Origin of the sequence: Solibacillus daqui (assembly GCF_028747805.1) — a bacterium.
GTDB classification, from domain to species: domain Bacteria; phylum Bacillota; class Bacilli; order Bacillales_A; family Planococcaceae; genus Solibacillus; species Solibacillus daqui.
The window spans coordinates 182,456-197,343 of record NZ_CP114887.1 but is presented as its reverse complement, the minus strand read 5'-3'; the positions used below and the strand labels follow the sequence as shown (position 1 = coordinate 197,343).

Sequence of the window (14,888 nt, the reverse complement as noted above, 5' to 3'; positions counted from 1 at the left end):
ACTTCTCCATTTCTTTAGGCGTATCTGATCACCCCTATTGGATTCGTATAAGGTTATGATACTAATTAAATCTTAACAAACACACACATCAATTCTTAATATTTTCTTAGTGTTTTTCTTGGGTAAGTGTAAATCTATTATGCCGCTGCGTTATTAATCCGTGGGAACCTTATCCCATTAGCTTATCACTGTGTGGAAAAGGAAAAAACCGCACCTATTTATGGTACGGTGCTCTGTAATATTATTATTTGCGCACCCGCTGCAACGATTTGCCTAAACGAACCAATCTTACTAAGGGTGTCTGTAATAATTATTTCTTCTTTTAGAAGCAAAAACGGATTTACATTTTATTGAAACTTTCTTAACCTCTATCCCGTATAATTATTTAACAAAACCGCACGGGAGAGGATTATATGACAACTTGGAAAAAAATTGCGGCAGTATCGACTGCCTCAGCAATGACGCTTCAATTGACGGCTTGTAGTTCAGAACAGGCTTATAACGAAGAAACATCTGAAGAAATCGTACATACAGACATGAGCTACGATGATACGGCTGTTGAAAATGACACAGACGCAAATTTAACAGCGATTGAAGACTCCGAGTTTTACGAAGCATGTGAAGAGTGGGCCGAGCAAGAAGATGGTTCGTACACATGTGAAGACCAATATTCGAGCTACCACGGGCAACACTTTTTCGGTGGCGTAATGTACGCAACAATGGGTGCCATGCTCGCAAGCTCATACTATCAATCAAAGGCACGAAAGCAAGAACAAACAAGCGGTAGCTCTGGTGGTTCTTCTGGTGGCGGCTATAATGGAACGGGCTCGCGTGGCTCTTCTAGTACGTCAAATGGCGCAACAACTTCACCAACAGCTCCATCTACAAATACAAATACAACCGACAGTAACCAAAACGTCAATAAGCCATCAAACGGCTCAACAAATTATAGTAGTGGCAAATCAGGCTTTAGCTCTGGTGGCGCATCTCGTGGCGGTTCTTCATCATCATAAGGAGGATTTCGTATGAAACCAGATTACAGCAAACGCGATGAGTTTTACGCACCTTATAAAGACCATTTTTTTGCTGACTTTGTTGATCTTGAATACGCCCTTTACGATGTGATGGTACTACCTGAGAAAAAAATCGAAGAAATTCGCTTCGCCTCACATATGCTGTGGGGCATTTTTTGTAAAGTGGCTCGCTTGCTGCCTACGCTAACGAAAGAGCAGCTGCTAGCACTTGGGTTACGTGAGGAAATGTTGGATTATCTTCATCTTGATTACTTAGCCCAAATGGCGGTGCTCGCACGTTTTGATTTTATTTGTACGGATGATGGACGAATTAAATGTATTGAACTTAATGGAGATACACCCTTTTTAGTGCAGGAAACGTTTGAGATGAATGAAAAATTATGCGCGGAGTTTTGCGTCAAAAATCCGAATGATACGAAACAATTCATCAAAGGGATGTCACAGGCATTGTTTCAGACGATGCAGTATCTGAATAAAACTACAACGCCTAAAGTAGTGATTACTGGCAAAGAAGCGGTAAATGATATCGAAGAACATTGTCAGGTGAAGTTTATGCAACGTGTGCTGCCATTTGATGTGGAATATGTACCGATAAAAGAGCTTATTATTATCAATAATGGGTCGCAGCGTGGACTCTATACAGCAAATATGGAGCGCATTGATATTTTATACCGCCCCGCCCATCCAATTGAGTTTTTACTGGATGATGTTGCAGAAGACGGTGACCGTATTGGCTTACAGCTACTTGACCTTGTGCGTGATAAAGAGCTGGCCATTATCAATGCGCCTGCAGCCTACTTGTTACAATCAAAAATTTTACTTTGGCTTATTTGGGAGCGCCGCAACGATGAAACGCTATTTACTAAACACGAGCGTGGGGCGATTAAGCGCTACATGTTACCGACCTTTTTAAGTGATGCCCCATTTTTAGATGCTGGTCGTGCTTTCGTTAAAAAGCCCGTATTTTCACGTGAAGGTAACACTGTTGAAATTTTTGATGCACTTGGTGACATGCAAATGGCTTCTCCAAACCGTCATTATACGGATAATTTGTACTTGTATCAGGAGTTTGTCGAAATGCCCAATCTCACCATTCGTTTACTGGATGGCGAACATATGAAAAAATGGCTCATTGGCTCGTTTATGGTAGATGGAAATGCTTGTGGTTTAGCGTGCCGTGTAGGCAATGCCATTACCGAATGGGATTCCCATTGGCTAGCGGTTGGAAGTAAATATGTATAACTAGAGACACCGTTACAATTGCGTAGCGGTGTCTTCGTTATTTAACGTTGTTCGCCTAATGCCTCGTTACATTTCAAACTATAGTTGACTAAAATCTTTTTTCATATAGCAAAAAAACAACCCCACACAGCTTATGCTTTGTGAGGTTGTAATTGCAAATATTAAAATGGATTTGTATTCATGAATGTTGCGTTTTTAATATACATACGTTGGTTTAATTTTAATTGTGCCACGATGTATTCGGCAATATCTTCTGGGTGCATGTATTGCTCTTTTTTGTCGGCTGGCACTAAGTTCAGTGCATCTGCTAAGTCTGTCGCAATCGTGCTTGGTGCGAGTGCTGTTACACGAATATTATTGCGACGCACTTCTGCTGCAAGTGATTCGGTTAAACCAATTACACCAAATTTTGATGCGCTATAGGCACTTGATGTTGCCGCGCCATTTAGGCCATTTGTTGATGAAATATTAATCACATCGCCTGCGTTTTTTTCGATTAACTGCGGCACAATCGTATGTGATACATAAAACGTTCCCATCACATTGATATCGACAATTTCTTTAAAGTCTGCCGGATCCATATCGACAAGCTTTTCAAATTTCCCAACACCGGCATTGTTAATTAAAATATCCGTTAACCCTAATTCTTGTTTTAACTTTGCAGCTGCCGCTTGTACTTGCTCTAAATTTGAAACATCCGCTGTCGCATAAGCAGCTTTTACACCGTGACTTTCCATTTCTTTCACTACTTGCTGCAAAGCATCTTCAGAGCGCGCAATCACACCGACATTGACACCCTCTTTTGCTAATGCTACCGCTACCGCTTTCCCAATACCACGTGCAGCACCTGTTACAACCGCTACTTTCCCTTGTAATGATTGACCCATATAAATCGACTCCTTTATCTACTATCTCTTTGAAATTTTACCACAGCCCACGTTACTACGCAGAGATTTGACTTAGCTATTTTTGGTCTATAGTTAACGAGCTATCCTTAAGACAAGGAACAATAATTTTTCTAATTTTGGATAAGCTTTATAGAAAAGGATGTGTCGACTATTGAAAGAAATTTACGCGGATTTACATATACATATTGGTCGAACAGAAAAGGGCCGGGCAGTGAAAATTACTGGGAGTCGCAATTTAACGCTGAATAATATTCTAGAAACAGCTACTTCAAAAAAAGGACTCGACTTAGTCGGTATTATCGATTGTCACTCTCCTGAAGTCATCGAGGAACTCGAGCAATTAATTCTTGCAGGAACTGCAACGGAACTAGACGAAGGAGGCGTACGCTTTAAAAAAACGACGCTCATTTTAGGCTCAGAAATTGAAATTTACGATGCAAATTGTCACGGACCGATTCATGTGCTTTGCTATATGCCAACAATCGAAACGATGAAGATCTTTTCAAACTGGATGAGCGCTCACGTGAAAAATATTCATTTAAGTTCACAGCGAATCTATTGTGATGGGCGGACATTGCAGCAAAAAGTTCAGGAGCTTGGTGGATTATTTATACCGGCCCATGTATTTACACCATTTAAAAGCCTTTTTGGCAAAGGCGTAAAAAGTAGCTTAAGTGAAGTGTTTGATCCCGATTTAATTGACGCGATTGAGCTCGGTTTAAGCTCAGATACACATATGGTAAAAGGCATAGCTGAATTACTTCCATATAATTTTGTCACCAATTCAGATGCACATTCTCTCGGAAAACTTGCCCGTGAATATCAAAAAATGAACGTAGCTGATGCGAACTTTGTAGAATTAAAAATGGCGCTAAAGCAGCAAGAGGGACGTGGGATTTTAGCCAATTATGGATTAAATCCTTTGCTCGGCAAATATCATGATACGGTCTGTGCCAATTGTGGTGAGAAAAGCATTGAAGAAAGCCCCATTCGTTGCCCATTTTGTGGCAAGCAGCATTTTCTTAAAGGCGTTGCAAAACGAATAGGTGAACTATCCGATCCGGCAGTGCAGGAAATTGACAGACCACCTTATATTCACCAGGTGCCACTCGATTTTATTCCGGGCATCGGTCCCAAAACAATCGAAAAATTATTAAATACGTTCGGTACAGAAATGAATATCCTTCACAAAACGTCTTTAGAGGAGCTCCAACAGATTATTCCTGAAAAATTGGCCAATACAATCGACGCAGCCAGAAAAGGAACATTAGGAATTACCGTTGGGGGTGGCGGCGTTTATGGGATGATTAATGTAGAATAGGTTGGTGGCATGTACATGGATATGCTCGAAATTCCAGAGAATACGTTCGCTTTTCGAAACATGCGCCCTAATCACGAGATATTACCTTTTTTGTTTGATAGGCGACTAAATAGAAGTAATACTCAGAAAAAATAACACCACCTAGCTTTACAATGCGTTCACTCGACACTTCATCAAACTCCCGACAATACTGAAAATGTACTATTTTTTTATAATGAACCGCTTGCGCCAATTGCCATAAATACTCAAAAATCGGTAAATTCATGCTGCTGTAAGCGATAGTGAAGCTGCTGCAGCAAAACCGTCTCCTCCAATCCAATAACCGAAGCGAATTTTCGCAAAATAATGAGTGGTTTTTTCATTCGTCAATAAGCTCATTTTGGCTACTCCTTAAAAATGTCTTCACCATGTATATGACATGCAAAAGACAAAACGGGGACACGCTTTACAAATTTTTCCAAATTTTTAATTAATGTACCGTCGTATCAATTTTGATACGACAATATATATCTTTTTAAATCTTTAATACTCTAATCTTTTTGAGCGGTAAAGGAATGGATTTATAGAAGGGACACAGGTGAATTGTCAGAAGGTGTTGAGGTGGATGTTGGGAGGGAATGTGGATGGTTTGTATATGGAGCAACAAGAAAAGGAGAAAAATAGTTCATCACCATAACTTCTTGAGGTTAAGCTTTAAATTATTCTAATATTTTATATTGATATAGGGCATAAAAGCGAAAACTCACATTTCATAATTGTTCGTGCACGCGATATAGCATCTAAATTTGGCAGCAAAACACAAAAAGCCGCAAGCAAGATGGCTCTCACTTACGACTTTGTTCAATCTGTTATACCACGCGCATTGTATTTTTAACAAAAACGAAACCTTAATAATTGTTTGTGCACCCGGTGCAATAATTGAAATTCCTTTATAAAAATAAAGCTTATTTTACTACACTGTATTTTTGATTTCGATTAGTTTCATTCACTACCCAGTTGATATTACCGTATCTATCTAAAGTAATCATATAAACTTTTTGACCTCGTCTGAATACATTATTTGTACCATTTGCAACTAATGTCATTTGTGCACTTGTATCTGCTGGTTTTTCAATTAACTTTTTACCATATAGGTTCACTTGTGCTCCACTTGGTTGCGTCCCATATCTCACAATATTTAAGATATCTTTTTGAGTCGGTACATATGTTGAACCATCATTTACTACAATATAGTATACTTCTTTTACATCAGAAGCACTTAACTGTGGTGTAATAATAATTTCTTTTGAGTTGTTTGGATCTGCTAAAGGTGTACCTAATATTGCATCTGACATAATATTTACATCATTTGTTGGATAGATATATCTACCAAACTTAGAAATATCAAACGTATTTTTATTAACGTAATCATATGCATTTTTTATATCATCTTTCAACTCGACTGTAATTGACTTGTCTGCGTCTGTCGGTACATTTGATTTAATTACTAACGTTGATTCACTTGTTGTTTCAGTACCTACTGTGTATCCATCAAACACATATTGCTCCGTGACTTCTGTACCGGCTTCATTTGTAATTTTTAATATTGAAGATAGATCCAAACTGTTGGTAAGCTTTATTTTAGATTTATTATATTCACTTATATTCGTTGCATTTTGACGTAAAATTGTTTCATTAAATGTAATTTCAAACTTAGAATCTGGTGTTCTATGAATAATAGCATATGGAGTTTGAGCACCGTATGGATTTGCACTTGGGGATTTAATATACGGTTTCGTCCCATCCATATAAAGCGTTGTTTTCATTTGCGGACCTTTTGGCTCGTCCTCTGCTGTTTCAGGAGCAGAACTTCGCTGTAAAATCGTAAAGTTACCGATTGTATCAACCGCACCAATATAGAAGCCGTATTCCTCATGTGCCTCTAGATTTAGTAGTTTTTCCTGTGGTTTTAATATAACTGTCCCCTTACCTTCAGATCCACCAATAACTTTTGCCCCTACACTTTTAAATGTAGTAAACAAATCTGGTGAAGTAACTGGTGTATTCAATGCATCGGTAAGATCTTTTAAGTTTCCAGAAGCATCAAAGTAAGCGGTATTTAACTCATAAGTTGTTACACCATCTACTACTTTTTTATTGTATTTTTTCACAGGTAACACATAGAAGTTTGCCTTTTCATCGACATTTGCCGTGAATTCAATCTGTTTGTCGTTTCCTGATACATTTTTAATTGCATAATTCGTTACTAACGGTGGTTTTGCATCATCTATTAGTGATTTATTAGCAATTGTTGATAATTTACCAGAACGATCCTTTAACACTATGTGCAGCCTATAGCTAAGGAATGGATCGCGCGGTGGGGTACCCGGTTTTGTAATATCAAACTTGAATGTACCTAATGTTGCTGGGTTTTGACCACTTGCAATATAGTCATCCTTAGTTCCTGCTTGAGTTGTTGTTTGGAATTTACCTGTAATAACATTCGGATCTGTTGAAAATTCATCCACAAAATCACGATTTGTAATATCCTCTGTAGTGAAATCATAGTTATCCGGTAAAATCATATAGTAATACGTACCTGCTTTGTTCGTATTTACTTCTACCTCATATTTATCAGGACCTGTGATAATATTTTTAATATTTATCACTGGTGAAAGCGCATCCGTATGATGATATTCCGCATAATTACGTGGCTCCTGACCTACTGGAATTGTATCTGCATTTTCGAATTCATTTTCAGCTAAATCTTGTACGCCTTTTAAAATTGTTAAACGAATTGTATCGCCTTGTACTAACGACGTAACGGCAGGAATTGTAACACGTACTCGCTTACCTCCTGACTCTAGCTTTACTTCAACCGGCTGAATTTCCTTATGTCCCGTAATATTGACAATCCCCGTACCCGATAGTAAATAGTTAGCTGGATTTTCTGCTGTTTCCTTGTCTAAAGCTTCATTAACATCCACATAGAAATAGCCTTTATCGCGGTCATCTAACACTAAATCCGGTTTCGCTACATACGGATGATCCGGGTCTGGTGCTTCCGTCTTAACCTCAATTTTCTCCACCAAATTCGATCGATTATCCGTTTTGTCGACCATTACGGCAAAGACTTCATAGGTTGTATTTGGCTGAATGGCGCCTTTATTTGGATCTAGACCGAATTCTCGAATCATTTCTGTCAAATCTTCTGGCTTTGTGACTAATTTTGTGCCAGTATGCTTTTTAATGATGTCGTCAATCGTTGGGTCTACGGAAGATGAGCCCTTTTCTCGTACATAGTAGTAAATCGTTCCGGGCTCGCTAATTTTTGTGAACTTCACCTCAAAACGCTTACCGCCTGGCTGTTTTGCACCCGGCTGTAATGTAAAGCGTGGTGGGCTATTGTCAATCGTTGTGAAATCGACAGACTTCTTCTCCGATACATTGTCGGCATCATCAATAACGATGGCGTAAATAGTGTATTCAGTTTTCGTTTCTAAGCCTGTTACTTGGAATTTCACCTGCTCATCCATCACAATTGGACCACTACCATTGAATTTAAAGCCACCTGTTTTAATTTCATTAATCGATGGTGCTTTTTCGCTTGAAGGTCTTACCACATAGTAGTATGTACCATTTTCATTGGCAGTTAACGTTACATCTGCCACTGTACCACCAGCCTTAACATCCAACTGCGTAATAATTGGCTGTGTTTTGTCCGAAACATCATTATCGCCTACAGGGTCACGCGAAACCTCTTTACCGTTTTCGTCTTCAATATGCCCAATATTTGGTTCATCTGTTTCGAAATCGTCGAACACATCATTAACCGTCTTATTTACAGGAATAATGGCGTTTGTAATATAGGCAAATTCACCAAGATTCGTATAGCCATTGCTTGCTGTAACGTAGTAATAATCGTACGTTGCATCCGATCTGAGATACACATTTTTTAGCGAATTTTTATAAGCATACTTAATATCATGCGAACCGTAAATCGTTACGTTGAAGTCTGTGTCGATATACATCGCATTTGCATCTGCATAAAGCTCAAAATTCGACACATCCCCCTGTACATATAAGCGGTCAATATCATCATCAGACTTTAAAAAAGCATGATTGGCTGTTACATAGACATGACGTAACTCCGAGCTTTCAAAATCTACATATTTCTTTAGATTTGGCATACGATCCTTGTATTTCGTTTGTGGATTCGACGGGTCAGGCTTATCAACTAACGACTCATCCTCATCTGTGTTTAAAGAATCATCACCATTATTATTCGTTGGCGGCTTCCAATCGATAAAGTCTGCAACACTAGGAATTCCTGCTACACGAACTTCGCTTAAGCCAGCTAACGAACGGCGCGGAGGCTCTGCAAGCTCCACACGCCCAGTAAAGTTAATGTTTTTGAAGCGTAAATAGCTACCATTAACAACAAGCTCTCCGGCAAAGGATGTATAGTCGCCATCCATCGCAAGTAAGCGTGATGATGTACCACTGGCATTAATCGTTAGCTTCGTAATGTTATTGATTTTATTTCCTGTAAAGTCACCTTCAATATAAGCGCCCTTTAAAATATTTTTGTTCGAGGCATTTAAAATACTGCGTAAATGATTTGCTATTGTATGCGCAACACCGTTTATGTATATTTGATCCCCGATAATATCGCCAACCTCATAGACAGGTGTCCCACGGTCGGCCTTTTCTGCACGCCAAATAAACGTTGCCATTTGCGCGCGTGTTACGGTATTAAATGGGTCAAATTTAATGGCTGAGACCCCTTTTGTAATGTTTAAATCGTACAGCGTTTGAATATAGTACGCATTTGGGTTTGTGCTCGCCACATCCTTAAACCCGTGATTTAACTTTGTCGAAATTCCTAATTTGAAGCCTAACGACAAAATTTTTGACATTTGCGCGCGTGTAATCGGTTCTTTCGGATGGAATTTCCCGTCCGGATAACCATTAATAATTCCCTCTGCTGCTAACGCTGCGATATAGCGATAATTGGCATCGCTTGTTTTTACATCCTTAAAGCCTGGGTTGGATGGGTTTGTTATATTGACATCAATCGTTCGTGCAAGCATTTTTGCTGCTTCTTCACGTGTGATGGATTTATTTGGTTTGAATGTACCATCTGGATAGCCGCTAATAATATTACGACTGACTAAATCGACAATCGGCTCATAGTAATCCGAATATTGGCTGACATCACTAAAATTGCTAGCACTCGCCCCCTGTGGGATTGCTACGATCACACCACTTACTGCCAAAACGGTTGCCACGGTTGCCTTAGAAAGCTTTTGTGCTTTTTTCGATTCCATGCTAGAGAATACCTCCCTTTTGAATTGTAAAATTATGCTGAATCTACTTGTAATACTCCTTTCTTTATATCGGCACTCCACATACAAAACTGTATAAAAAAGAACGATTTGTTTTACTTTTCGTACAAGCCCTTAACAGTTGGGTTAGAAAAACACAAATCGTCCTAAATCCAATAAACTTCCCCTAAACCAATTTCGATATAAAAGGAATCACCTAACCTTAACTCCCTTATATTCCCAATAAGTCATAATGTTTTAGGAAATATATTATAAATCGTACAAAAAATAAGTAAAATTAACTAGTTTAAAATGTCGAAATTGTGTATATCTAATTTCACATAAATAACCAATAAATTTTCCGCAGTATTTATATCGATTATGTAAAAAAATTGTCCCTCATTACGAAATATTATTTCCATATAAATTTTTTCCACGAAAATCCATTTTCATTTTTTGGATATTCTATAGAACATATCACTTAAACAGAGTATCAACAAGGGTTGATGCATCTGATAGACTCAATCATATGGCATGAAATCACCCTTAATTTCGTTATAGAATACCTTCGTGAACAATAGAACACGGGGGAAAAAGTCGAGTATGAAAAAAACAAGTTTCATGATGTCTATCATCATTCCTATCATTTTTAGCACAAGATTACTAGGAACAAATACAACAGAATCTACTCAATGGAAATCCTATTCAAATATAGCAATCAATAAGAAATGGACATTTACGTTTAAAAAAAACATCGATGCTAATTCAATCGCCAACAATGTTTACTTAGAAGATGCAAACAACAAGCGAATCGCCATCATTACAACGATTTTCGGAAGAGAATTAACAGTCCAACCCGCGACAGAGCTTAACTATAGTGCTAGCTACAAAATTGTTGTAACGAATAATCTAAAATCAACAAATGGAAATGCGATGAACCAAGAAATCATCATTCCATTCACAACCGTAAAAAAAGCGGCTTCTGATTCAGCAGTAAAAACATTTGCCTCTGAATATGATTTACAATGGAACATGCCTTCGTCTGACTATAAACAATTCCATTTAATTGGTACAAAAAACGGTGCTACTGTTGGCGGCTATGAAACACGTGCCAATCAAACAGTTTTCGAGATTAAAGTTGGCGACACACGCGATTCGGTTAAAGCAAAATACGGCGATCCACTAACAAGCATTTCGAAAAACAACACGAAATACACACAAAATTACAAAGCCAAATATGGGCAAGAAACAAGCGGTACCTATTTCATCGACAATCAATATGTAACATTTTTCTACGATGCCCATAAAAACAACGTAATTCGTTCCGTTAGTTGGATAAGTGCTGCTACAGAAATGTCGAAATTAGGCTTCTTTGCTACACAATCACAAGAATTACGTGACGGCTTTGAAAACTTAATGATCGAATTAATAAACCAAGCACGTGTTGCTGAAGGGTTAAAACCATTAACATATATACCAACGTATAATTCAGTTGCTCGTAAGCATAGTACAAGCATGGCCGACAACAACTACTTCAGCCATTCCGATTTAAATGGTCTGCGTGGCGGAGATCGTATGAAACAAGGCGGCATAACATTCGATTGGTGGGGTGAAAACCTAGCCTACTGTCAATACAGCGCGATTCATGCTCACGAAGCACTTATGAACTCACTTGGTCACCGTGAAAATATTTTACGAAAAGAATTCACCCATGTTTTTGTCGGTGTAGACTTCAACAGCAAGAACCAGCCCTACTTCACAATCAATTTTTATTCGCTATAAAATGGAGCTCGAGAGAATGATTCTCTCGAGTTTTCTATATTTCCGTCAAAATTTGCTCATTTTCGTACTATAATTTTCAGATAATTTAAAATATACTTATATTAAGGTAATACATTTTTTTGTGGCTTATTTTCTTATATTCATATTTTATTTACTACATATCTATTAATAAGAAAAGGTTATTTATAGGAATTTATCGCCACCACTGTTATAATACTGATTAAAATATAATATCACTGTATTATTACAGTTTGTTGTTTTGATCGCATAAGGGGGATGGAGTCATGACAATTTTAAATGGGTTAAAAATTTTAGATTTTAGCTCGCTTTTACCGGGGCCACTTGCGACGATGATGTTTGCAGATTTGGGGGCTGAGGTGATTCATATCGAATCGGAGCGCCGCGTGGATTTAATGCGCATAATGCCTCCGTATGATGATGACCGCGAGTCGTATATTCACCAACATTTGAATCGCTCAAAAAAATCACTACAAATTAACTTAAAAACAGATGCCGGAGTCGACATTATTAAAAAGCTTGTGCAGGATTACGACATTGTCATTGAAGGCTTCCGTCCAGGAGTGATGAAGCGCCTTGGGATTGATTATGAGACGCTAAGTGAACTTAATCCACGCCTTATTTACTGCTCGATTACGGGCTACGGACAAACAGGTCCCTATGCAACTCGCCCTGGTCATGACAACAACTATTTGTCTATTGGTGGGGTGCTTAATCATTCGCGCTTAAAGGATAAAAAACCAGCCGTAATGGGCATTCAAATTGCAGACATCGCTGGGGGGACAATGCATGCAGCAGTCGGCATTTTGGCAGCCGCGCTTCACCGTGAAAAAACGGGCAAGGGTAAATTTATCGACGTTTCGATGACGGATGCAATGTTTGCGATGAACGCACTATACGGAGCGCAGTATTTCGGAAGCGGTCGCGCACCACAGCCCGAAGAGGAAATCTTAAATGGCGGCACTTTTTATGATTACTATCGTACAAAAGATGGACGCTATTTCTCGGTTGGCAGTTTGGAGCCACAATTTCGCAAGCTCTTATGTGAAGCGCTCGATATTCCAGAGCTAATCGGCAACACTTTCAACGATTCGACTTACACACAACAACGTTTTAAAGAAGCGGTAAAGGATGCCTTTTGCTCCAAAACATTTGCGCAATGGCTAGAAATTTTCAACGCGGATTTCCATGGCTGTGTTGAACCCGTACTAACATTCGATGAAGCATGTGAGCACCCACAAATCAAAGCACGCAATATGCTTGTCGACGTGCCAAAATTAGACGGCACAACACAGCGCCAAATCGGAACCGCCTTAAAAATCGAAGGCGTCGAGCCAAATTATCAATATGTCGGCGCAAAAATGGGCGCACATACCGACGAAATTTTAACTGCGTATGGCTATTCAAAACAACAAATTGAGGAATTGACGAAATCAGGTGTTCTAAAATAAAAAGAAACTTAGCTCGGTGGGGTTTTCCGCATCCCCCACTTAGCTCTCTCCTGTCACATGCTAATTTGAAGTGGGCGTCTTACTCGGGATAAATCCCACTATCTCAACGTGTCACCCCAATCAGACAATAGAAAAAGGTGTATCAACGTTTTGTTATTTCCCCGTTGATACACCTTATTTCATCACTCATCCTACAGATACGAAGCTAAAATAAATTCCCATGCCTAATAATACAGAACATACTACGCCTGCACAGCTTAATAAAAACCCTTTAATCATTTTGCTCACTCCTTCTACGTTAAGTGTAATAGAAGGAATCGCTTTTTAGCTGTGAGAAAAATCACACGAAAAGTTGTAATTTTTTGCGAATTACACCGTTAATGCCGTACGCTGTTCAATAAACTGACGTAAATTTTCAAAATGTGCTGGGAAAAGTAAATATTTTTTATAAACAGCTAATAGCTTTTCTACTAGAAGATCTTGTTCAGCATAAAATAATATTTTCAATAAATTACACACATGGCGTGATGTCATTTTGGCCATTTCATAATATTCGCTATTTTTTTCTTCATATTGCGCATGCCATGTCACAAGCGAATCACGGATATTTTGGGCGGTACCATCGACTAACACCGCAATATCTTGCTGAACAGTTGCTTCAATTACATGCAGCATCGACTGTGGATTTTGTGCCTGTAACAACTCAAAAATGGCCGAACATGTTGCAAGCTCATAGCAATTTACAAGCTCAAACGCTTGCTGCCATTGCTCCTCTTTTACAAGTGTGTCGATCAACACGAAAAATAAATGCTCCAGATAATTTTCATTGTAGTTTTTCACAAGTGCGTGTGGCTGTGGACTCATACTTTGCAAAACATCTTCATAATCAACTATGAGCTCGATTGCGTGATTGGATAAACGCTCCTCTTCAATTAAATGCAGCCCATGTTTCATAATCGTCGCATTGTCATTTCGTACAATCGCCTCCTGAAACAGCATATAACTTAGCAACGTTTGCTCCTTATCGTTGAGCGCAAAGCCCCCCTGATTCCACTCAGATTGTACATTGGCTACACATTTTCGCAATTTCTTAAAATGACGACGCCCACTTGAAAAATGTGAGCAAATATTAAATAAATGCAGCTGCTTTAATGCATAACTTTTAGGATTTTCATAATCGATATGCTGTACAAGCTTATGAATCATTGTCGCTACTCGATTTTTACTAAACTGTGGTTGTAGCATCAATTTAAAAGTACGCATCATTTGCAATGGTCGCTCTATTACTGATAAAGATTGCTGTAAATAGAGCGAATAGATTTTTTTGGCGGTGATATATTCCCAAAATACGCTCTGATCAGAGTAAAGCGGCTGCACAAAATAGCGCTCGCCCACTTTATAAACAATTAGTCGTTCTAAGCCTGTTTCGGATACGGGTGTTTGAATCGATTTTGCAAAAAGAAATTCAATTAGCTGCGAAAAACGAATCTCCCCTTGTTTATGTATAAATGCAAATAGTGCTTTCTTATTTTCTTGTTCATTAAAAAATTGCTGAATTTTTTCATTGACCACTTCTACGTTAAAATTTGCCTCATGAAAAGAATCGTAAAAAAATAAATTCACTTTCCCCCAATAATTTTTCAGTAGCAAAAAGCAGAATTTTTCCGCACGCTCCTGTTCAAATAAAAAGCTTTCACTATCGAATGTCACACCCCAAATCGACGTTTCATCACATGTCTCTCGCAACCTTTTCTCTAGCTCTACCCCAATCTGTCCCTGCGTCTCCTTCAAAAGCTGCTCATCAAATGGAAGCAACAACAGCCATT

9 protein-coding genes are annotated in these 14,888 nt (G+C 38.6%); 5 read left to right on the top strand and 4 right to left on the bottom strand.

Annotation, left to right across the window (positions count from 1 at the left end):
- Positions 1-413: 413 nt before the first annotated feature.
- Positions 414-1,013, top strand: coding sequence for a hypothetical protein (locus O7776_RS00975; RefSeq protein WP_274308817.1), 600 nt, complete (start codon positions 414-416; stop codon positions 1,011-1,013).
- 12 nt (positions 1,014-1,025) lie between these two features.
- A complete protein-coding gene (locus O7776_RS00970) occupies positions 1,026-2,276 on the top strand; it encodes a glutathionylspermidine synthase family protein (protein WP_274308816.1) in 1,251 nt (416 codons plus the stop codon).
- A gap of 161 nt (positions 2,277-2,437) precedes the next feature.
- Here O7776_RS00970 and O7776_RS00965 read toward each other — a convergent pair whose 3' ends face one another.
- Positions 2,438-3,163, bottom strand: a complete 726-nt coding sequence (locus O7776_RS00965; RefSeq protein WP_274308815.1) for a 3-ketoacyl-ACP reductase — start codon at positions 3,161-3,163, stop codon at positions 2,438-2,440.
- A gap of 172 nt (positions 3,164-3,335) precedes the next feature.
- On the opposite strand from O7776_RS00965, the gene O7776_RS00960 reads away from it, so the two are divergent.
- Positions 3,336-4,505, top strand: coding sequence for an endonuclease Q family protein (locus O7776_RS00960; RefSeq protein ID WP_274308814.1), 1,170 nt, complete (start codon positions 3,336-3,338; stop codon positions 4,503-4,505).
- Between the two features lie 67 nt (positions 4,506-4,572).
- Here O7776_RS00960 and O7776_RS00955 read toward each other — a convergent pair whose 3' ends face one another.
- Both O7776_RS00955 and O7776_RS00950 read right to left on the bottom strand, forming a co-directional pair.
- Positions 4,573-4,770 (bottom strand): WYL domain-containing protein, encoded by a 198-nt coding sequence (locus O7776_RS00955; RefSeq protein WP_274308813.1) that lies wholly within the window; start codon positions 4,768-4,770, stop codon positions 4,573-4,575.
- Between the two features lie 679 nt (positions 4,771-5,449).
- Positions 5,450-9,814 (bottom strand): S-layer homology domain-containing protein, encoded by a 4,365-nt coding sequence (locus tag O7776_RS00950; protein WP_274308812.1) that lies wholly within the window; start codon positions 9,812-9,814, stop codon positions 5,450-5,452.
- A gap of 600 nt (positions 9,815-10,414) precedes the next feature.
- Here O7776_RS00950 and O7776_RS00945 point away from each other — a divergent pair.
- Positions 10,415-11,593, top strand: coding sequence for a CAP-associated domain-containing protein (locus tag O7776_RS00945; RefSeq protein ID WP_274308811.1), 1,179 nt, complete (start codon positions 10,415-10,417; stop codon positions 11,591-11,593).
- Positions 11,594-11,877: 284 nt separating this feature from the next.
- Positions 11,878-13,062, top strand: coding sequence for a CaiB/BaiF CoA transferase family protein (locus O7776_RS00940; protein WP_274308810.1), 1,185 nt, complete (start codon positions 11,878-11,880; stop codon positions 13,060-13,062).
- A gap of 369 nt (positions 13,063-13,431) precedes the next feature.
- Here O7776_RS00940 and O7776_RS00935 read toward each other — a convergent pair whose 3' ends face one another.
- Positions 13,432-14,880 carry a Fe-S-cluster redox enzyme gene (locus O7776_RS00935; protein WP_274308809.1) on the bottom strand — a complete coding sequence of 483 codons (1,449 nt, stop codon included), beginning with the start codon at positions 14,878-14,880 and terminating at the stop codon, positions 13,432-13,434.
- Positions 14,881-14,888 lie beyond the last annotated feature (8 nt).

What these genes read in the sequence shown, in the direction of transcription:
- O7776_RS00970 (WP_274308816.1), top strand. Translation starts at nt 1,026, where the DNA reads ATGAAACCAGATTACAGCAAACGCGATGAGTTTTACGCACCTTATAAA.
- O7776_RS00965 (WP_274308815.1), bottom strand. Translation starts at nt 3,163, where the DNA reads ATGGGTCAATCATTACAAGGGAAAGTAGCGGTTGTAACAGGTGCTGCA.
- O7776_RS00955 (WP_274308813.1), bottom strand. Translation starts at nt 4,770, where the DNA reads ATGAATTTACCGATTTTTGAGTATTTATGGCAATTGGCGCAAGCGGTT.
- O7776_RS00975 (WP_274308817.1), top strand. Translation starts at nt 414, where the DNA reads ATGACAACTTGGAAAAAAATTGCGGCAGTATCGACTGCCTCAGCAATG.
- O7776_RS00940 (WP_274308810.1), top strand. Translation starts at nt 11,878, where the DNA reads ATGACAATTTTAAATGGGTTAAAAATTTTAGATTTTAGCTCGCTTTTA.
- O7776_RS00950 (WP_274308812.1), bottom strand. Translation starts at nt 9,814, where the DNA reads ATGGAATCGAAAAAAGCACAAAAGCTTTCTAAGGCAACCGTGGCAACC.
- O7776_RS00945 (WP_274308811.1), top strand. Translation starts at nt 10,415, where the DNA reads ATGAAAAAAACAAGTTTCATGATGTCTATCATCATTCCTATCATTTTT.